Genomic DNA, 18,634 nt, shown 5'->3' with positions numbered 1-18,634 from the left:
CAGCGTCGTAAAGGCCTATACCGTGCGCCTCGCAACGCCAACTACCAATACACATCCCTATGCCACTGATCTCTAAGGTGCACCACGTTGCCATTATTTGCAGCGATTATGCCCGCTCGCTCCGTTTCTATACGCAGGTCTTAGGTTTAGAAGTGCTGGCCGAGCATTATCGCGCTGCGCGCCATTCGTATAAGACCGACTTGGCCTTAAACGGAGAATACGTCATCGAACTTTTCTCCTTTCCCTCTCCACCTCCTCGCCCCTCTTATCCCGAAGCCGCCGGCCTTCGCCATTTGGCTTTTGAAGTGACAGACCTTGATGCGGCCATTCGTAGGCTCGACGCTTTCAATGTGTCCCATGAGCCGGTGCGCATCGATGAGTTTACGGGCCGCGCTTTCGTCTTTTTTGAAGACCCCGACCATCTTCCCATTGAGTTTTACGCCGCTGAGCAAACGTAAAACTCCAATCGTAATCTCCTTATCTGTATGAAATACGCCGCCGCCTGTTCAATTAAGGCGGCGCTCGCATTTTTAATAGATACCCTCAAGGCTCAACCGCCTGCAAGTGCTTTCTCAACAAACGAGTAGAGGAGCGGGCGGTAGCACATACTGACTATTGACGGCAAACCCTTAGGGATGCGTGGCAAACAATAGAGAAACAAAGGCTGCCGGCGCAACTCCTCATTGTTTGCTGCCACCAAACAATCGTTTGCTGCCACCAAACTATCGTTTGCTGCCGCCAAACTATGGTTTGCTGGGAACAAACTATCGTTTGCTGCCACCAAACCAACCGCTGATGCAGGCAAAGTAGACCGAAAACAGCCCTCGTGCGCTAAATCCTTGTCAAAGTATAAGATGCAATGTGCCGCAGACGAAAAGTAGAGCGGAGCAGGTCTCCGCTTTTGCGGGAAAAGCATCTCGCTCGCTACTTTTATACGGAAAAAACTGCGTGCTTCTTTCCATAATTGCCAAAGAACGTGTATATTTGTCGTGTACTTGGCCGCTCACAGCAAGAGTTTTGCGGCCAAAGCTTGCGTATGGCGCGGCACAGCTTGCCTCCCGACGCAAGAAAAGCGTACCCTCGTACGCGCATCCCTTGCCGGAACGAATCCAAAATAACATTATAAGTATGACACTTATTAAATCCATCGCCGGTTTTCGCGGAACGATCGGCGGAGAAACGGGCGATACGCTCAATCCGCTTGACATCGTAAAATCCGTGACGGCTTTCGCAATGCTTCGTCGCCCCTTGGTGGGACAATATGAAAATAAAATCGTCGTAGGGCGCGATGCGCGCATCTCCGGAGAAATGGTCAGCCACTGCGTTTGCGGCGCGCTGCTCGGTATGGGCTTCGACGTCGTTAATATCGGCCTCGCCACAACACCTACGACCGAACTGGCCATCACGGCAGAGCACGCTGCGGGCGGCATTATTATTACGGCGAGTCATAATCCGCGCCACTGGAACGCGCTGAAGTTTATGGATGAAAACGGCGAATACATTGCGCCCGAAATTGCCCACGAACTGATTGCTTTAGTGGATCAAACGGACAAATTTGTCTATGCTGACGTGGACCACGTAGGCCATTATTATGAGAAAAACGACTACAACCAATATCATATCGACCTGATCAAGCGCTTGAAGTTGGTGGATGTCGACGCTATTCGCAAGGCCAATTTCCGCGTTTGCTTGGATACGGTCAACTCTGTGGGAGGTATTATCCTGCCGCAACTGCTGGAGCAACTCGGCGTGAAGGATGTGACGATCTTAAACGGGGAGCCGACGGGCGATTTTGCGCACAACCCCGAGCCTTTGAAGCAACACCTCGGCGAAATCTGCGGCTTGATGGCCAAAGGCGGCTATGACATTGGCCTCGTCTGCGATCCTGACGTCGACCGCTTGGTCTTCATCCAAGAAGATGGCGAGATGTATGGTGAAGAATACACACTTGTGACCTGCGCCGACTGGGTTTTGCAGCACACGCCGGGCAATACGGTCTCCAATCTTTCATCTACGCGTGCCCTGCGTGACGTTACGCGCCAATATGGTGGCACATACGGCACCGCTCCCGTGGGCGAAGTCAACGTCGTTATGAAGATGAAGGAGATCAATGCCGTCGTTGGCGGCGAAGGCAATGGAGGTGTGATTTATCCGGAAGCACATTATGGACGCGATGCTTTAGTGGGCATCGGTTTGATGTTGACTTATATGGCTAAAACCGGCAAGAAGGTTTCTGAAATCAGGAAGCAATTTCCCGAATATTTTATTTCGAAGAGTCGCATAGACCTCCAACCCACCACAGACGTAGACGCTATTCTTGAAAAGGTGAAAGAGATGTATAAAGATCAAGAGATCACCGACACTGACGGCGTCAAAATCGATTTCCCAACGGAATGGGTGCACCTGCGCAAGAGCAATACGGAGCCGATTATCCGTGTTTTCTCGGAAGCAGCTACGCCCGAAGCAGCCGAAGCGTTGGGCAAGAAGATCGTAGAAGTAGTTTTGGCGATGGCGAAGTAAATTTGCCGTCCGCTATGCTGCGCCGCGCGCTTCACTGATAAAGTGCCGCCGGCTGCGGAATAGGAATGGCTAAAAAATAGGCCGAAGAAAGTAGTGCAAACGCTGCACCCGGCTTTCTTCGGCTTTGTTATTATATAATGTGTGCCCGCCTTCGCAAGGCGGATCTGAACGATCGGCGCGCTTAGTCGATGCTGAGCGTTTGTAAAGGCGTACCGTCGAGCAAATGGATCGTCACTTGTCCGTGCTCATACGAGGCGTAGGTCTTCGGATTTCCGCCCTTCGGAAACGTCGGACTGCCGGCGTTGCAAATCAGTCGGCCCTCCGCATCTTTCTTCAAAACCTGCAGGTGCGTATGCCCATAGAAAAAGGCCTCAAAACCACATCGCGGTAGTTTCCCCTCATTATATATATGTCCGTGCGTAAGAAATAGTCGCTTCCCTTCGTCGACAAGTAGCACGTAATCGGACATCAGCGGAAAATCTAAAAGCATCTGATCAACCTCACTATCGCAATTGCCGCGCAAAGCCACGATGCGGTCGGCCAAAGGATTGAGTCGCTCGACGATGGCTTGCGGGTTAAGCCCCTCCGGCAAGCCGTTGCGCGGCCCGTAATTGAGTATGTCGCCCATCAAGCAGAGCATATCGTAGCGGCCCGCGTCAAACTGCTGCAATACGGCTTCCAAAGCCGGCAGCGAACCGTGAATATCGGAAACAATCAAGTATTTCATAATTGCAAAGATAGAGATAGAAGGCGGATTAAGCGGCTTCAGCCAAGCGGAAAAAGCGTGGAATACTTTTTCGATCAATGCCGCGCAAAAGAAAAAAGAAGCGCATAAACCGTAAGTTTGCTATAAAAATGAAGCTATCGGAGGCGAGCTTCACGCCCGTTGTTGTATTTTTGCAGATAGTTATGGAATTTCGCACGCCGGTAGACTTACCACTCCAAAAATTAGCGCTGACGCCTCGCAATCGCGTCCTGCTGCTGGGTTCTTGCTTCTCCGATGAAATCGGTAGGCGCTTGGCGGCTGAAATGGATGAGGGTTGTGTGCTGATTAACCCCTTCGGGACGCTCTATAATCCGACTTCCATACTGCAAGCCTTGCGCGCGCTGCAAACCAACCGACTTCCGGAAGGCCATCTCTTTAAGGGGCGTGACGGACGTTGGCGCAGTTGGGCTTTCGGCGGTAAATGGGCGGCCGATACACAAGCCGAATGCGAAGCGAAAACAAGAAAAGCGCTGCAGCAAGCCGTAGCTTTTTGGCAACAAGCCGATACCGTATTTATTACCTTCGGCACGAACCACGTCTATCATTTGAAGGCCGATGGGCGCAGCGTGGCCAACTGCCATAAAGAATTGAGTTCGGCTTTTGAAGAGCGTTTGCTCTCCGTCGAAGATGTGGTCAAGGCGTGGCAAACTTTCTTCCGCGCTTTGCCGAGTGCGACGCCCCGCCGCTTTGTCTTTACCCTGAGTCCGTATCGCTATATCAAATACGGCCTGCACACCGATAAATTGAGCAAAGCCACGCTTCTCTTAGCCATAGATCGCCTCTGCTCGCCCGCGAATGACGCCGCGCCGACCGCCGCGCCGTGCTTTTATTTTCCCGCTTACGAGATTGTGAACGATGAATTGCGAGATTATCGCTTCTACGCGCCGGATATGCAGCACCCTTCGGAGCAAACGGCCGATTATATCTGGGAAAGATTGAAGGATTGGAGCTTTGCACCCGCCGACTTTGACCGGATGCGCCAAAACCTCAAAGCGTATAAAGCAGCTTTGCATCGGCCGCAAACGAAATAACGATTTGAAGAAGACTTTACTGAACAAGATAATACCCAAGCATTATGCACTATACCTCGGAACAGATCACAGCGCTCATTGACGCGCATCGGTTTGGAGCCAACTCCGACAAAAATATTGATTGGCTTTTGACGGATAGCCGCTCTTTGGCCTTTCCTGAAGCTACGCTTTTCTTCGCTTTGCGCTCTCAGCGCAATGATGGCCACAAATACGTGGCAGATCTTTACCGCCGCGGTGTGCGTGATTTTGTGGTGAGCGCTTTGCCCGACGATTATGCGAGTCGCTTCCCCGCTGCCACCTTTTATGTGGTTGCAGATCCCTTGAAAGCGCTCCAGCATTTGGCCGAATGCCACCGCCGCCGCTTTGATATTCCCGTCGTAGGCATTACAGGCTCCAACGGAAAGACCATTGTCAAAGAATGGCTGTACCAACTGCTATCACCTCAATTGGTTGTCACGCGCTCACCGCGCTCTTACAACTCGCAAGTGGGCGTTCCGCTATCCGTTTGTCTGCTCAACGCGCAAACTCAATTGGGCATTTTTGAAGCCGGCATCTCTCAGCCCGGCGAAATGTCCGCTTTGCGCCCCATTATTCAGCCCCGCATCGGCGTAATGACCAATACTGGCCAAGCGCATCAAGAGAATTTTACCTCCCTCGAAGAAAAATGCGCGGAGAAGTTAAGCTTGTTCAAAGACGCCGACGTACTTATTTACGATGCCGACGATCCTGTCGTTGCCGAAGGCGTGCGCCAAGCCTCTTTTGCCGGCGATCAGCTCGCTTGGTCTCGCACGAAAGATGAAGGCCCGCTCGTTATTCGCAAAGTAGCGCACGAAAGCGAGCGCACACACATCACTTACGCCTACCTACAACAAGAAAGCGACTTCTTTATCCCCTTTACCGACGAGGCTTCCGTGCAAAATGCCATCCATTGCTTGGCCGTTTGCCTCTACTTGCACGTAGATGCCGCCGTTATTGCTCAGCGTATGGCCCGTTTGGAGCCGGTTGCGATGCGCTTGGAGGTGAAACAAGGCGTTCGCGGCTGCATTCTCATCAACGACAGTTATAATTCCGACGTCAACTCCTTGGATATTGCGCTCGATTTTATGCAGCGCCGTCCCGACAGAGTTGGTATGCGAAAGACTTTAATCTTAAGCGATATCAGCCAGAGCGGCATGCCGCGCGAGCAACTTTATGCGCAAGTGGCCGAGATGGTAAATCGCCGCCGCGTGGACCGACTTATCGGCGTCGGCCCCGACCTTTCGGCGATGCAGGACTTGTTTAAGATCGACGCCGTCTTTTATCCGACGACGAAAGCCCTGTTAGAGAGCGGAAAAGTCGGCCGTTTACGCAATGAAATGGTACTGCTCAAGGGCGCGAGAGCTTATAATTTTGAGGCGCTTACCGAACTCCTTTCGCTCAAGGTGCACGAAACGATCCTCGAAGTCGACTTAGCGGCCATCGCGGCCAACCTTAATTACTTCCGAAGCTTTATGAAGCCCGAGACGAAGATAGTTTGCATGGTCAAAGCTTCCGCTTACGGCGCCGGAAGTGTGGAAATCGCGAAAACCCTACAAGATCGCGGCGTCGATTATCTGGCTGTCGCCGTAGCCGATGAGGGCGCCGACCTGCGCAAGGCCGGTATTACGAGTAATATCATCATCATGAATCCCGAGATGTCCTCGTTCAATACCCTCTTTGCCTACGATTTAGAGCCCGAAGTCTATGATTTCAGTTTGTTGGAAGCCCTCATCCGCGCCGCCAAACAGCAAGGCATCACCAATTTTCCGATCCACATCAAGCTCGATACGGGTATGAAGCGCCTCGGCTTTGATCCACTCCACGATATGCCGGCCTTGATCGATCGCCTCCACCATCAAGCCGCCTTGATCCCGCGCTCCGTCTTCTCTCATTTTGTGGGCAGCGACAGTCCCGCGTTCGACGCTTTCTCCGATCATCAATTTGAACTCTTCGACAAAGCCTCGCAGCAGTTGCAGGCTGCTTTTTCGCATAAGATCTTGCGCCATATCTGCAACAGCGCCGGCATCGAGCGCTTTCCGCAGCGCCACCTCGACATGGTCCGCCTTGGCCTTGGCTTGTACGGGGTAGATCCTATCGACAATCATATTATCAATAATGTGACGACGCTTAAAACGACCATTCTCCAAATCCGTGATGTGCAGGCCGGCGAGACCGTCGGCTATAGTCGAAAGGGCGTCCTCGAGCGCAATTCCCGCATCGCCGCCATCCCTATCGGGTATGCCGACGGACTGAATCGCCATTTAGGCAATCGGCGTGCCTACTGCTTGGTCAATGGCCGGAAGGCCTATTACGTAGGAAATATTTGTATGGACGTTTGTATGATCGACGTCACCGACATTCCCTGCAAGGAGGGCGATAGTGTGGAAGTTTTCGGCCCACATTTGCCCATCACGGTCTTGAGTGATGCCCTCGAAACGATACCTTACGAGATACTGACGAGCGTTAGCAATCGCGTAAAGCGCATCTATTATCAAGAATGATTGCATGTTTGACTTGACAAAATCGAAATGCTCTTTTTAAATAACGCAAACAAACGGAAGGAAAACGTATCTTATGGCGCACAAATGCGTCGTTTCGCCGTATCTTTGCATTACACAAGAACTAAATATAGAGATAAAAAATTGATTCAACCGCATGTTTGCTTAACCATAGCAGATATGCGGTTAATCATTTTCTGTGCTGAACCGGCGCAGGTGCCTTGCGAACCGACAAAAAGCGATCAAGGCGTCGCAAACGCTGACAATGCATTTCCTTTAACCAATTATCAACGAAACCATACTGAAAATGCACATTCATCCAACTGAAATACGACTCTCCGACTTGCGTTTTCGCGCTTATCATGGCGTGTTGCCGCAAGAGCGCGTTGTGGGCAACGACTACTGCGTCAATCTTTCTCTGACGTTGAGTGCCGTAGCCGATGCTACCTACACGGATCAACTCGAGGGGACGGTCAATTACGCCGAAGCCTACCAAATCGTACAGGCCGAGATGGCCGCTCCGTCAGCCTTGCTCGAGCACGTGGCGCAGCGCATCCTGACGCGCCTTTTCAATCGTTTTGATCTGGTGGAGAAAGCCGCCGTCGAAGTGATCAAAATCAATCCTCCGTTCTCTGCCGACGGCGCTAAAGCAGCCGTTTGTCTCACTGCCACGCGATGAATCCCTTAGACATTATATATAAGTACTATCCGGCCGACGACCCCTTGCGACGTTTGCTTTTGAAGCACAGTCGGCAGGTGGCTGATAAGGCTTTAGCCGTTTGCGAGCGCCACCCAGAGTTGCAGCTCGACCGACAATTGGTCTATGAAGGGGCTATGCTCCACGATGTGGGTATATTTCTGACCGACGCACCCGGCATTTTTTGCCACGGCAGCGAGCCTTATCTCTTGCACGGACGTCTTGGCGCCGAACTGATGCGTAAGGAGGGACGCGAAGATTTGGCGCGCATCTGCGAACGTCACACCGGCACGGGGTTAACGGCTGAAGACATACGTCGTCAGGGGCTGCCACTACCACTTGAAGACTTCCGGCCGGAGACGGAAGCGGAAAAAGTGATCTGCTATGCCGATAAATTTTTCTCGAAAAGTCACCCCGACGCGGAGAAGACCGCAGCCCAAGTCGTGAAGAGCTTGGCTAAGTTTGGCCCAAAAAGTCCGGCCATCTTCCAGGCGTGGGACGAGCGCTACGGCTGACGCTCTTTCGCTGGCTTCCGGCTTCAACGGCGTTGATGCAGCGGCATTTCGGTGGCGATCAGCGCTTCCATGCCGTCTGCAAACCTTCGCAGCATGAAGTTGCCATCCGACTGGTGGCCTGCAAAAAACCGAGTGGCGACATCACGTCCCCACTCGGCCATACCCTAAAATTATTATCGTATAAAAATATGTTGCCTGCGTGCGTCAGTTTTCCTTTATCTGACGCGGCATTTTTATTTTGCTCTTCTTTCGTGCAGCGCCGCCTTGATCTGCTCTTCTATTTCTTCCGTCAACTCAATGTTGTCGGCCAGCAAGCGCTTGAGTGCATCGCGTCCTTGGCAGAGTCGGGTTTCCCCATAGCTGAACCACGAACCACTCTTTTTGATGATTTCCAATTCGACGCCCAGATCGACGATCTCACCGATGTGAGAAATGCCCTCACCAAACGTAATTTCAAATTCTACCTTGCGGAACGGCGGTGCTACCTTGTTCTTTACGACCTTCACGCGTACAAGATTGCCGTAGACGTGGTCGCCATCTTTTAAGCTGGTCGCTTTGCGAATGTCTAAGCGCACGCTGGAGTAGAACTTTAAGGCATTGCCGCCCGTCGTCGTCTCCGGATTGCCAAAGGTGATGCCGATCTTCTCGCGCAACTGGTTGATAAAGATGCACGTCGTGTTGGTCTTGCTGATCGTAGAGGTGAGTTTGCGTAGCGCCTGACTCATCAAGCGGGCCTGCAAGCCTACCTTGTTGTCGCCCATGTCGCCTTCTATTTCCGCTTTCGGCGTCAGCGCCGCCACGGAGTCGATCACGATGATGTCAATGGCTGAAGAGCGAATCAGTTGGTCGGCGATCTCAAGCGCCTGTTCGCCGTTGTCCGGCTGCGAGATCAGCAATTCACTCAGATTGACGCCCAATTTTTCCGCGTAGAAGCGATCAAAGGCGTGTTCAGCGTCGATAAAGGCCGCGATGCCGCCCCGCCGCTGCGCTTCGGCTATGGCGTGGATGGCCAGCGTCGTCTTTCCGGAGCCTTCAGGACCATAGATTTCGATGATGCGGCCCTTGGGATAACCGCCCACGCCGAGAGCGTCGTTGAGGGCTATGCTACCCGTCGGGATGACTTCAATATCTTCGACTTCCTCGTCGTCTAATTTCATAATAGAGCCTTTGCCAAAATCTTTCTCAATCTTGGCCATTGCGGCCTGCAAGGCTTTGAGTTTCTCGCTCGCACCTTGGTTTGCTGTATCTTCTTTTTTAGCCATTGTCGGTTGATTTGCTGATGGTAAATGCCTGATTTTATCTTTAGATAATGCGGCAAAAATATTTCGCAAATTTAAGCTTTTTCCCTTAGTCGGCCAAATGTATTTGCCCTTTGCGCTGTTAAAAATGCCGCCCTTTTGTTTTCCTTTTCTTCTCTTTTTTCCAGCTGCCGCCTGCTTTGTCCGCCCGTTTCCCCGCGCCTATTGGCGTCATAGCGAGTGGCCTTTTGCGCCCGTCTTTGTCCGGATTTTGCGTGCGCGCGCTTCGCTTGCAAAGGGCTTTGCTTTGCTGTTTTTGGTTTTTCATCACGATAAAAAGTACTTTTCATCGTGAGCGTACACCTTTGCGCTCGTGATGAAAAAGGTCTACGCTCACGATGGTACAAACGTTTGATGCGACTTGGGGGTGGCGCAGTGGGAGCGGGTGCGACCAAATTCGATAGCGGAAACTCGGAAAGTGGTTCTCTTGTCGTTTAGAGATAGGGGGAGGCTGTGTGCGGCGGGACTTAGGCTGAGGGGGTACGGAGGTAGGGCGGGAAATGTAGAAACAACCGGTCAACAATGGACATTTCTCTTTTTCTCTCTTGCTGCGTGGGCAAACGAATTTGATATTTATTGGATGCTAACTGCCAATTTGTCAGGCTTATTACGTGCGGCATAAAGTTTGGACAGAGGGTAGTAAAACTAAAAAAGAAAGACGATATGAAATTTGATAACTTTACAATAAAAGCGCAAGAGGCCGTTCAGCAGGCGCTGAACAAGGCCGAGCGTGGTGGGCAACAGGCTGTCGGCACGATACACTTGCTGCTCGGCGTGTTGGAGGTCGGCGAAAACGTGACGCAATTTCTCTTCGGAAAAATGGGCGTTAATCTTCAGCAGGTCGCTCAGAATGCTACGCAAGAGGCAGCGCGTCTGCCACGCGTCAGTGGCGGAGAGCCTTATTTAGATAGAGAAGCCAACGCGGCTTTGACCAAGGCCGTAGACATTGCGAAGCAGATGGGCGATAGCTTTGTGGGCCTTGAGCCTATGCTGTTGGCGCTGCTCATAACGCCGAGCAGTACGGCGCAATTGTTGCGCGATGCCGGCTTGACGGAGGACGGACTGAAAAAAGCGATTGGCGAACTGCGCGGTGGGCGGAAGGCTACGTCAGCTTCGAGCGAGGAGACGTATCAAGCATTGGCCAAATTTGCACGCAACTTGGTCGAAGAAGCGCGCAGCGGAAAGTTGGACCCCGTGATAGGGCGAGATGAAGAAATTCGGCGCGTATTGCAGATTCTGAGTCGGCGTACAAAGAATAATCCCATCTTGATTGGTGAGCCGGGAACGGGAAAGACGGCCATCGTTGAAGGCATTGCAGAACGCATTGTCAGAGGTGATGTGCCTGAAAACTTGCGCGAGAAGCAACTCTTCTCGCTCGATATGGGCGCATTGCTGGCCGGCGCTAAATATAAGGGCGAGTTTGAAGAGCGCTTGAAGAGTGTGGTCAATGAAGTCGTTGGCTCGGATGGCCGTATCATTCTCTTTATCGACGAAATCCACACGCTTGTGGGCGCCGGTAAAGGAGAAGGAGCGATGGATGCCGCAAATATTTTGAAGCCGGCGCTATCAAGGGGCGAGATTCGTACGATCGGCGCGACGACACTTGAGGAGTATCAAAAATATTTTGAGAAGGACAAGGCGCTTGAAAGGCGTTTCCAAACGGTAACTGTGGACGAACCAAGCACAGAAGATGCGATCTCGATTCTGCGTGGACTCAAGGAGCGCTACGAAAACCACCACAAGGTGCGCATTCAGGACGACGCCATCATTGCTGCCGTGCAACTTTCGCACCGTTACATCTCGGATCGTTTCTTGCCGGATAAGGCGATTGATTTAATGGATGAGGCGGCTGCCAAACTGCGTATGGAGCGCGATTCACAACCGGAAGAGTTGGATGAAATCACACGCCGCTTGCGCCAATTGGAGATTGAGCGCGAGGCCATCAAACGCGAGAATGATGAAAATAAGTTGGCGCAACTCAATAAAGAGATTGCGACGCTTGAAGAACGCGAGAAAAATTTCCGGGCAAAATGGGAAGGTGAGCGCGAACTCCTGAATAAGATCCAAGAAAATAAGAAGGAGATGGAGCGCCTTAAGTTTGAAGCCGACCGCGCTGAGCGCGAAGGTAATTATGAACGCGTGGCCGAAATTCGCTATGGCAAGTTGCAGGCGCTACAAGCAGAGATCGATAAAATCCAGGAAGACTTGAAGCAGCGACAAGGCAATGAGGCTCTGGTGAAAGAAGAGGTGACGGCCGACGACATAGCCGACGTTGTCAGCCGATGGACCGGCATTCCCGTCAGTCGAATGCTGCAAAGCGAGCGCGAAAAGCTTGTGCACCTCGAAGCCGAACTGCATCAGCGCGTAATCGGACAAGATGAAGCGATAACGGCCGTTGCTGACGCCGTTCGTCGTAGTCGGGCGGGCTTGCAAGACCCTAAGCGTCCGATTGGTTCGTTCATCTTTTTGGGTACTACGGGCGTGGGAAAAACTGAGTTGGCTAAGGCTTTGGCAGAATACCTCTTTAATGACGAATCGCTGATGACGCGGATTGATATGAGCGAGTATCAGGAAAAATTCAGCGTCTCGCGTTTGGTCGGAGCGCCTCCGGGATATGTAGGCTACGAAGAGGGCGGCCAGTTGACCGAAGCTGTGCGCCGCAAACCTTATAGCGTAGTTCTTTTCGATGAGATCGAGAAAGCCCATCCCGACGTCTTCAATATTTTGCTCCAAGTGCTTGACGACGGCCGCTTGACCGACAATAAAGGACGCGTGGTCAACTTTAAAAATACCATCATCATCATGACTTCAAACCTTGGGTCGGGGTTTATCCAAAGCAAGTTTGATGAAATGCGCGGGAAGTCGGAAAGCGAGCAAGAACATCTGCTGGACGAGACAAAAGAAGGCGTTTTTGAGATGCTAAAGAAGACGATTCGGCCGGAATTCCTCAATCGTATCGACGACATCATTATGTTCCAGCCGCTGAAGAAAGAAGAAATCCGTCTTATCGTCCGTTTGCAGGTTGCCGCGATCGTAAATCGCTTAGCCGAACAAGGCATTTCGCTGCAAGTAGATGACGATGCTATCGCGCAAATTGCCGAAGCCGGCTTTGATCCGGAGTTTGGCGCGCGCCCTGTGAAGCGTTCGCTGCAGCGTTTGTTGCTCAATGATTTGAGTAAGTCTTTGCTGAGCGGCGCGATCGACAAGAGCCGCCCCATCCGCGTTCGGGCTGCGGGCGATGCCCTCTCTTTTAGCAACGACTAAGCCAACAATAAAGCGGCCGCGCCATTACGTTTCGACGTTTTGGCGCGGCTTTTTTTGTGCTTATCAAGCACTTGAACGCCTTTCGGAAGCGGAATTGACGCGCCTCGGGATTTATTATTCAAGCGGCGCATCGAGAAACGCCGGCGAAATGCGTAACTTTGGCTCCACTTATCGGCACAATGAAACTAAAAGATCGACTTCTTTTGAAGATACGCAACGGAGAGGAATTGCAGCGTTCAGCCCAATTTCGCCTGATCGCCCTCCTCGGTTTGCCGGCCATTTTAGCGCAGTTTTCTACGATTGTGATGCAATACATCGACGCTGCCATGGTCGGCCGCTTGGGCGCAGATCCGGCCGCCGCCGTCGGGATTGTGACCACTACGACTTGGCTTTTCGGCGGCCTATGCTTTTCTGCTGCGACGGGCTTTTCCGTTCAGGTTGCCCATCAGATTGGTGGCGGCGATTTTCGCGCTGCCCGCGACGTGCTGCGTACGGGTTTCAAATGCGTCCTGCTACTCAGCGCCGTCCTCTTGTTGGTGGGCTGCGCCATTAGTGGCGCTCTGCCGCGCTGGCTACGCGGCGACGCGTCGATTCATGCCGATGCCACGGCCTATTTTTTTATTTTTAGCCTCGGCGTTCCCTTTATTCAGCTCAATTTCTTGGCCTGCAACGCCTTGCGAGCCGCCGGCAACGTCGCGGTGCCCACTTTGCTCAACATTCTGATGTGCGTATGGGACGTATTGCTCAACTGGCTGCTGATTTTCCCTTCGCGCGAACTGACTTTCTTTGGTCTGCAAATCCACGTGCCCGGTGCTGATCTCGGCGTGACCGGCGCTGCTTTGGGTACGGCCATTGCCGAAGTGATTACGGCCCTTTCCATGACGTATTATTTGTGCTGTCGCTGCCCCGATTTGCATATTTTTAAGCGTAAGGAGCGCCCCGTCCTGACGGCCTCGCGCATCTTGAAGCGCGCCTTTCGCGTGAGTTTGCCGATGGCGCTGGAGCGCGCGGTGATGTGCGGTGCACAAATCCTTTCGACTGTGATTGTAGCCCCCTTGGGCAATGTGGCGATAGCTGCCAATTCGTTTGCCATCACGGCCGAAAGTCTTTGCTATCTGCCGGGCTATGGTGTAGGCGATGCCGCTATTACGCTCGTCGGACAAAGCGTGGGCGCCGGTCGCAAAGAGTTGACTTACAGTTTCGCCCACTTGACTACTTGGACCGGCATAGCCGTCATGACGCTGATGGGCGTTGTTCTTTACGCAGCTGCGCCGCTGATGATGGCCCTCTTTACGCCGGATATGGAAGTGCAAACTTTGGGCGTCAGCATTTTGCGCATAGAAGCCTTTGCCGAGCCTATGTTTGCGGCGTCCATCGTCGTGTATGGCGTCTTCGTAGGTCTTGGTCGCACGATCGTGCCGGCGGCTATGAACCTTTTTAGTATCTGGGCCGTCCGCCTAACGCTGGCTGCCCTGCTCGTAGACTCCTATGGGCTGCGCGGCGTGTGGATTGCGATGTGCGTAGAGTTGTGTTTCCGCGGACTCATCTTCCTCGGCTGGATGCGCCTGCGGGTAAAGAAAGTTTGACGCGCTACGCTACTGCCGACCTCCTCCACCTTGCCGCTCCTTTTGTCCTTGGCGGGAATGCTGCCGCCTATAGCGTTGCTTTTTAGCGCTCGATCTGTTTGCTCCCCGTCTGGATTTTAATAACGCACGGCGCATGTGTTTTGTAGCATATTCTTCTGAAATAGACGGATATGCTTCGCTTTTTATGATTTACTCGCCGTGGTAAATCATAATCTTTTGGTTACATTATTTTTCAACAAATTTCATTCATCTTTAAGGCCGGATTCGTTCGCTTGGAGCGGCCTTTTTCCTTGCCTTGTGCCCGTCCTTATTTCGTTTGCCGGGAGCAAACGATGGTTTGGTGGCAGCAAACGATAGTTTGGTGGGAGCATACTATTGTTTGGTGGCAGCAAACGATAATATGACGCGTTGGCAATGCGCAAACAATAAGTTTTATACCTTGAATATCAACTTGTATGCGTATTTGTGTGCGCCGCTGAAGGCGCAGTGAGGGTAGCGACGAAAGGGTAGATAAAGCAAAGCGACCCGCTGCAGATGCTTGGTCTGCAAGGGGTCGCTCCGGAAACGGTATAATTGCTTTATGCTTATCGTCTTACTTGACGTAGACTTTCTTGCCGTTGATGATGTAGAGGCCTTGTGCGGGCTGCGCGTTGGCCGGCAAGCGTTGACCGTTGAGCGTAAAGATTGTCGTCTTCATTGTCCGGCCTTGATTGATAGGAAGACTGATGCCCGTGAGGTCGTGCTCAGAGATGTTGGTAAATTCTTTCCACTGTTCGGCAGCTGCATATTGATCTTTGTAGCCGCGGGGCACCTTTAGTTCGCAAAGGTTTTTATCTACACCGTCAAAGACGCTAACGCCCATCGTCTCTCCTTGCACTAAAGGTTCGTTGCGCAAGCACGTGATGCTCTTGAGCGCCTTGCAGCGGTCGAAAGCGTGGGCACCGAGTTGCTCCAAACCTTCAGGAAGCGTGATCTCACTGAGCGATGTGCAACCATTGAAGGCTTCAGCATCGATGCCTTTCAGACCTTCGGGCAGCGTGATGGATTTCATCGGGGCACAATCGCTAAAGGCCCACGTGCGGATAAACTCGACAGAGGAGGGGATTGATACTTCCTTCAGCGAGGTGCAGCGGCTGAACATATATTGTTTGATCTCAGAAATGTCGGCCTTGATGATGGCCTTTTCCAGCGCAGTGCAGTTGTAGAAAGCATAGTCGCCAAGTTCCGTAACATTTTCCGGTACCGTTACTTCGCGCAACTTCAGGCAGTGGCCAAAGGCTACAAAGCCGATGCTTTTCAACGTGGAGGGAAACTTAACGGTCTCTACGGCATTGCAAAGGAAGAACGCAGCCGGTGTCACTTCAACCGTTCCCTCGGGCACTTCATAGTTTGCTGTGCGCATATTGGGAAATGATAGCAGCTTTTTTCCGCTCTTGTCGAAGAGAACGCCGTCGATGTCTTTCAGCATCGGGTTTTCGGGGTCGACCGTAATGCGCTGCAGTCCTGTGCAAGAGAGAAAGACTTGGTCGCCTAAGCGCCCTACGTTAGCCGGAATGGATACTGACGTGATCTTTCCGCATCCGCCGAAGGCGTTGTCGCGAATGGCACTCACGTAATATTGCTGTCCTTGGTGCTCCACCTTATTGGGGATCACGATGTCGCCTTCGAGCGGATTGTTGTAGAACGAGCCGTTGGTCTTTAAGAGTTCGTCGAGCTCGGGTGTAACTTCTACCGTATGCTTTCCGGCATCTGTAATTTTGTAAAAGAGCTTGCCTTCTTTGAAGTCATAGTTCTTTTGCTGCGCACATACCTGCATAATAGACAATAGCAGGAACGCAATGATGGGTAAAGTTCTTCTCATAGTGTGTTTGTTTGTACAGCTTGTGGCGGTGGTTGATTGTGGGTTAAATGAATACATTATTGTAGGGCGCCTATCAGCGGGGTTGCTCCGCTGCGGCGCGCGATTATTCAATAAGTTTGATGTCAAGACCCTGGCGCGCGAGCGACTCGACAACCTTTCGGACTGCTTCGTGATGAACCGGCGCAATGTCGAGCTTGCGCAAGTCGATTGTTGGCAGTGCATCAGCTGCGTGTAAGTCCTTTTCCGTAACCGGTGCGATGATCATACCAACGGCGGCGGTGCTGTTGGTGATCGGGTCGATCAAGATGAAAGAGCCAGTCGGCTTGTTGCTGTCGTAAGCATCAAAGAAGAGGGGTTTGGACGTCTGAATCGCGACGCGGGCGATCTCGTTGAGGTGCAGGGCCGTCACAGCGCTATGCTCCATCGTGTTGACGTCGATTTTGTAGTCGATATGATCAATGCGGCAGCGCGTCGTGTTAGTCGTCTGCTTCAGATAATACGACTTCTTGGGGTCGTTCATTGCTTCTTCGTCCATCCATACCAGCATTGTCGAGAACGTGCGGCCTACAAAAGGAAGATTATCGGGATGTACGAGCATCTCGCCGCGACTTACGTCGATCTCGTCTGTTAGAACGAGCGTCACACTTTGAGGCGGGAAGGCATAATCTACATACGCTTCTTTCGCACAGCCTTTGTCGATCGTCGGAACAGAGGGCGCGTAAGGCTTAACAATGCGCTTGATGCGCGAACGCTTGCCCGAAGGCAGCGCACATACTTCATCGCCGACGCGCACTACGCCCGAAACGACTTTTCCGCAGAAGCCGCGGAAGTCTAAGTTGGGGCGCGAGACGTATTGCACGGGAAAGCGAAAATCTTTTAGGTTATGGTCGTTGCCAATATGGACGTTTTCTAAGAATTCGAGCAAACTCGGGCCGTCGTACCACGGCGTGCGGTCGCTCTTTTCTACGACATTGTCGCCCTCTAAGGCGGAGAGCGGAATGCAGGTCACATCGTCTAAGCCCAAAGGCGTGGTAAAAGTGCGGAAATCAGCAACAATATCCTTAAAAACCTTTTCGTCGAAAGCGACCAAGTCCATCTTGTTGACCGCCAAGACAAGGTGGCGAATGCCTAAAAGGGAGGCGAGAAACGTATGGCGCCGCGTCTGCGTGATAACGCCGTTGCGCGCATCTACTAAAATGATTGCGAGGTTAGCCGTAGAGCCACCTGTGATCATATTGCGCGTATATTGTTCGTGCCCCGGTGTATCTGCTATGATAAACTTGCGCTTGTTGGTCGAGAAATAGCGATAAGCGACGTCGATCGTGATGCCTTCTTCGCGCTCAGCCTTGAGTCCGTCGAGCAGGAGTGCATAGTCGATGTGCTCGCCCGCGTTGCCGACGCGCTTGCTGTCGCGCCGGAGCGCGACGAGTTGGTCCTCGTATAATTTCTTGCTATCAAAGAGCAGGCGGCCTATGAGCGTAGATTTTCCATCATCGACAGAGCCGGCGGTCAATAGGCGCAGTTGGTCTTTGCGCTCGTCTTGATCGAGAAAAGCTTCGATAGAACTTTGTGTCTTGCTTATATTATTGGAAGGATTGCTGTGCATGGTGCTTCTGTTTGTTAGATTGTTGCGCTTGCGTCTTTGATTTAGAAGTAGCCTTCGCGCTTCTTCTGCTCCATCGACGCCTCTTGGTCGAAGTCGATCACACGCGTCGTGCGCTCACTCTTGTTGGTCGTCATCATTTCTTCTACGATCTTTTCTATCGTATCAGCTTCGCTCTCTATGGCTCCCGTCAGCGGCCAGCAGCCTAAAGTGCGGAAGCGCACCTTGCGCATCTCTATTTTATCGCGATACTTCTCCGGAAGACGCTCGTCGTCCGGCATAATCCATTGCCCATCTATGTTGACAACGGGGCGCTCTTTTGCGTAATACAAAGGCACGATAGGGATCTTCTCTAAGCGTATGTATTGCCATACATCCAGTTCCGTCCAATTGCTCAAAGGAAAGACGCGGATGCTTTCGCCTTTGTGGATACGCGTATTATAGATGTCCCAGAGCTCGGGCCGTTGATTCTTCGGATCCCACTGTTGAAACTCGTCGCGAAAAGAGAAGATACGCTCTTTGGCGCGCGATTTCTCCTCGTCGCGGCGGGCGCCGCCGAAGGCTGCGTCAAACTCGTATTCTTTCAAACCCTCCAGCAGCGCTTGGGTCTTCATTAAATCCGTATGAACTTTAGATCCGTGTGTAAAAGGACCTACGCCGGCTTGAAAGGCTTCGTCGTTGCTTTTGACAATTAGTTGCCAACCGTGCTCGCGAGCGTAGTTGTCGCGAAAACTAATCATCTCCTTAAACTTCCACTTTGAGTCAATGTGCATCAGCGGGAAGGGCGGACGGCCCGGATAAAAAGCCTTTTCTGCCAAGCGCGCCATAACGCCCGAGTCTTTCCCGATGCTGTAAAGCATTACCGGGTTTTCGAATTCGGCAGCTACTTCGCGGATAATGTGAATGGCTTCGGCCTCTAACTCTTGTAGGTGGCTGAGGCTGTAGGATGCTATAGTTTGGTCGTTCATCTTGTTCGT

The 18,634-nt window shown here is 52.1% G+C and carries 16 protein-coding genes; 9 read left to right on the top strand and 7 right to left on the bottom strand.

The genetic code is table 11. The annotated features are described in order from the left end of the window. Positions 1-59 precede the first annotated feature (59 nt). From gloA2 to glmM, 3 genes are all read left to right on the top strand, one after another. The gene (gene gloA2 / locus GCWU000325_RS02925; protein ID WP_040598815.1) at positions 60-458 is read left to right on the top strand and encodes an SMU1112c/YaeR family gloxylase I-like metalloprotein; all 399 of its coding nucleotides are present in this window, start codon (positions 60-62) and stop codon (positions 456-458) included. A 181-nt stretch (positions 459-639) separates the two neighbouring features. Beyond that, entirely contained in the window at positions 640-810 is a 171-nt protein-coding gene (locus GCWU000325_RS12145) for a hypothetical protein (RefSeq protein WP_169303809.1), read from the top strand. A 318-nt stretch (positions 811-1,128) separates the two neighbouring features. Beyond that, positions 1,129-2,520 (top strand): phosphoglucosamine mutase, encoded by a 1,392-nt coding sequence (gene glmM, locus GCWU000325_RS02915; protein WP_006254558.1) that lies wholly within the window; start codon positions 1,129-1,131, stop codon positions 2,518-2,520. Between the two features lie 181 nt (positions 2,521-2,701). On the opposite strand, the gene yfcE is transcribed toward glmM, so the two are convergent. Further along, positions 2,702-3,247 carry a phosphodiesterase gene (gene yfcE / locus GCWU000325_RS02910; RefSeq protein WP_040599230.1) on the bottom strand — a complete coding sequence of 182 codons (546 nt, stop codon included), beginning with the start codon at positions 3,245-3,247 and terminating at the stop codon, positions 2,702-2,704. A 128-nt stretch (positions 3,248-3,375) separates the two neighbouring features. Between yfcE and GCWU000325_RS02905 the strand changes: the two genes are divergently transcribed. From GCWU000325_RS02905 to GCWU000325_RS02885, 4 genes are all read left to right on the top strand, one after another. Then, a complete protein-coding gene (locus GCWU000325_RS02905; RefSeq protein ID WP_169303808.1) occupies positions 3,376-4,317 on the top strand; it encodes a GSCFA domain-containing protein in 942 nt (313 codons plus the stop codon). Positions 4,318-4,361: 44 nt separating this feature from the next. Further along, entirely contained in the window at positions 4,362-6,836 is a 2,475-nt protein-coding gene (locus tag GCWU000325_RS02900) for a bifunctional UDP-N-acetylmuramoyl-tripeptide:D-alanyl-D-alanine ligase/alanine racemase (protein WP_006254555.1), read from the top strand. A gap of 304 nt (positions 6,837-7,140) precedes the next feature. After that, complete coding sequence (gene folB, locus GCWU000325_RS02890) at positions 7,141-7,512, top strand: dihydroneopterin aldolase (RefSeq protein ID WP_006254553.1); 372 nt, start codon at positions 7,141-7,143, stop codon at positions 7,510-7,512. Next, complete coding sequence (locus GCWU000325_RS02885) at positions 7,509-8,045, top strand: HD domain-containing protein (RefSeq protein ID WP_006254552.1); 537 nt, start codon at positions 7,509-7,511, stop codon at positions 8,043-8,045. Before folB ends, GCWU000325_RS02885 begins: the two co-directional genes overlap by 4 nt. Before the next feature lie 23 nt (positions 8,046-8,068). Here the strand turns inward: GCWU000325_RS02885 and GCWU000325_RS12140 are convergent, their stop codons facing one another. The 3 genes from GCWU000325_RS12140 to GCWU000325_RS11890 all read right to left on the bottom strand — a co-directional run bounded on the left by GCWU000325_RS12140 (position 8,069) and on the right by GCWU000325_RS11890 (position 9,633). Beyond that, complete coding sequence (locus GCWU000325_RS12140) at positions 8,069-8,206, bottom strand: hypothetical protein (RefSeq protein ID WP_006254551.1); 138 nt, start codon at positions 8,204-8,206, stop codon at positions 8,069-8,071. A 72-nt stretch (positions 8,207-8,278) separates the two neighbouring features. After that, positions 8,279-9,307 (bottom strand): recombinase RecA, encoded by a 1,029-nt coding sequence (recA, locus tag GCWU000325_RS02880; protein ID WP_006254549.1) that lies wholly within the window; start codon positions 9,305-9,307, stop codon positions 8,279-8,281. Positions 9,308-9,378: 71 nt separating this feature from the next. Then, complete coding sequence (locus tag GCWU000325_RS11890) at positions 9,379-9,633, bottom strand: hypothetical protein (RefSeq protein WP_006254547.1); 255 nt, start codon at positions 9,631-9,633, stop codon at positions 9,379-9,381. A gap of 373 nt (positions 9,634-10,006) precedes the next feature. Here GCWU000325_RS11890 and clpB point away from each other — a divergent pair, with 373 nt between their 5' ends. Together clpB and GCWU000325_RS02865 are read left to right on the top strand one after the other, a co-directional pair. Beyond that, a complete protein-coding gene (clpB, locus tag GCWU000325_RS02870; protein ID WP_040599226.1) occupies positions 10,007-12,607 on the top strand; it encodes an ATP-dependent chaperone ClpB in 2,601 nt (866 codons plus the stop codon). A 179-nt stretch (positions 12,608-12,786) separates the two neighbouring features. Beyond that, positions 12,787-14,193 carry an MATE family efflux transporter gene (locus tag GCWU000325_RS02865; protein WP_006254542.1) on the top strand — a complete coding sequence of 469 codons (1,407 nt, stop codon included), beginning with the start codon at positions 12,787-12,789 and terminating at the stop codon, positions 14,191-14,193. A gap of 592 nt (positions 14,194-14,785) precedes the next feature. On the opposite strand, the gene GCWU000325_RS02860 is transcribed toward GCWU000325_RS02865, so the two are convergent. The 3 genes from GCWU000325_RS02860 to cysD form a co-directional block, all read right to left on the bottom strand. Beyond that, positions 14,786-16,054 carry a leucine-rich repeat domain-containing protein gene (locus tag GCWU000325_RS02860; RefSeq protein WP_006254540.1) on the bottom strand — a complete coding sequence of 423 codons (1,269 nt, stop codon included), beginning with the start codon at positions 16,052-16,054 and terminating at the stop codon, positions 14,786-14,788. Between the two features lie 103 nt (positions 16,055-16,157). Beyond that, positions 16,158-17,660 carry a sulfate adenylyltransferase subunit CysN gene (cysN, locus tag GCWU000325_RS02855; protein WP_006254539.1) on the bottom strand — a complete coding sequence of 501 codons (1,503 nt, stop codon included), beginning with the start codon at positions 17,658-17,660 and terminating at the stop codon, positions 16,158-16,160. Between the two features lie 41 nt (positions 17,661-17,701). Continuing rightward, positions 17,702-18,625 carry a sulfate adenylyltransferase subunit CysD gene (cysD, locus tag GCWU000325_RS02850; RefSeq protein WP_006254538.1) on the bottom strand — a complete coding sequence of 308 codons (924 nt, stop codon included), beginning with the start codon at positions 18,623-18,625 and terminating at the stop codon, positions 17,702-17,704. Between the last annotated feature and the right edge of the window lie 9 nt (positions 18,626-18,634).

The sequence above is a fragment of the Alloprevotella tannerae ATCC 51259 genome (assembly GCF_000159995.1).
GTDB classification, from domain to species: Bacteria; Bacteroidota; Bacteroidia; order Bacteroidales; family Bacteroidaceae; genus Alloprevotella; species Alloprevotella tannerae.
The sequence above is the reverse complement of the archived record's forward strand: the minus strand, read 5'-3'. Positions and strand labels throughout refer to the sequence as shown.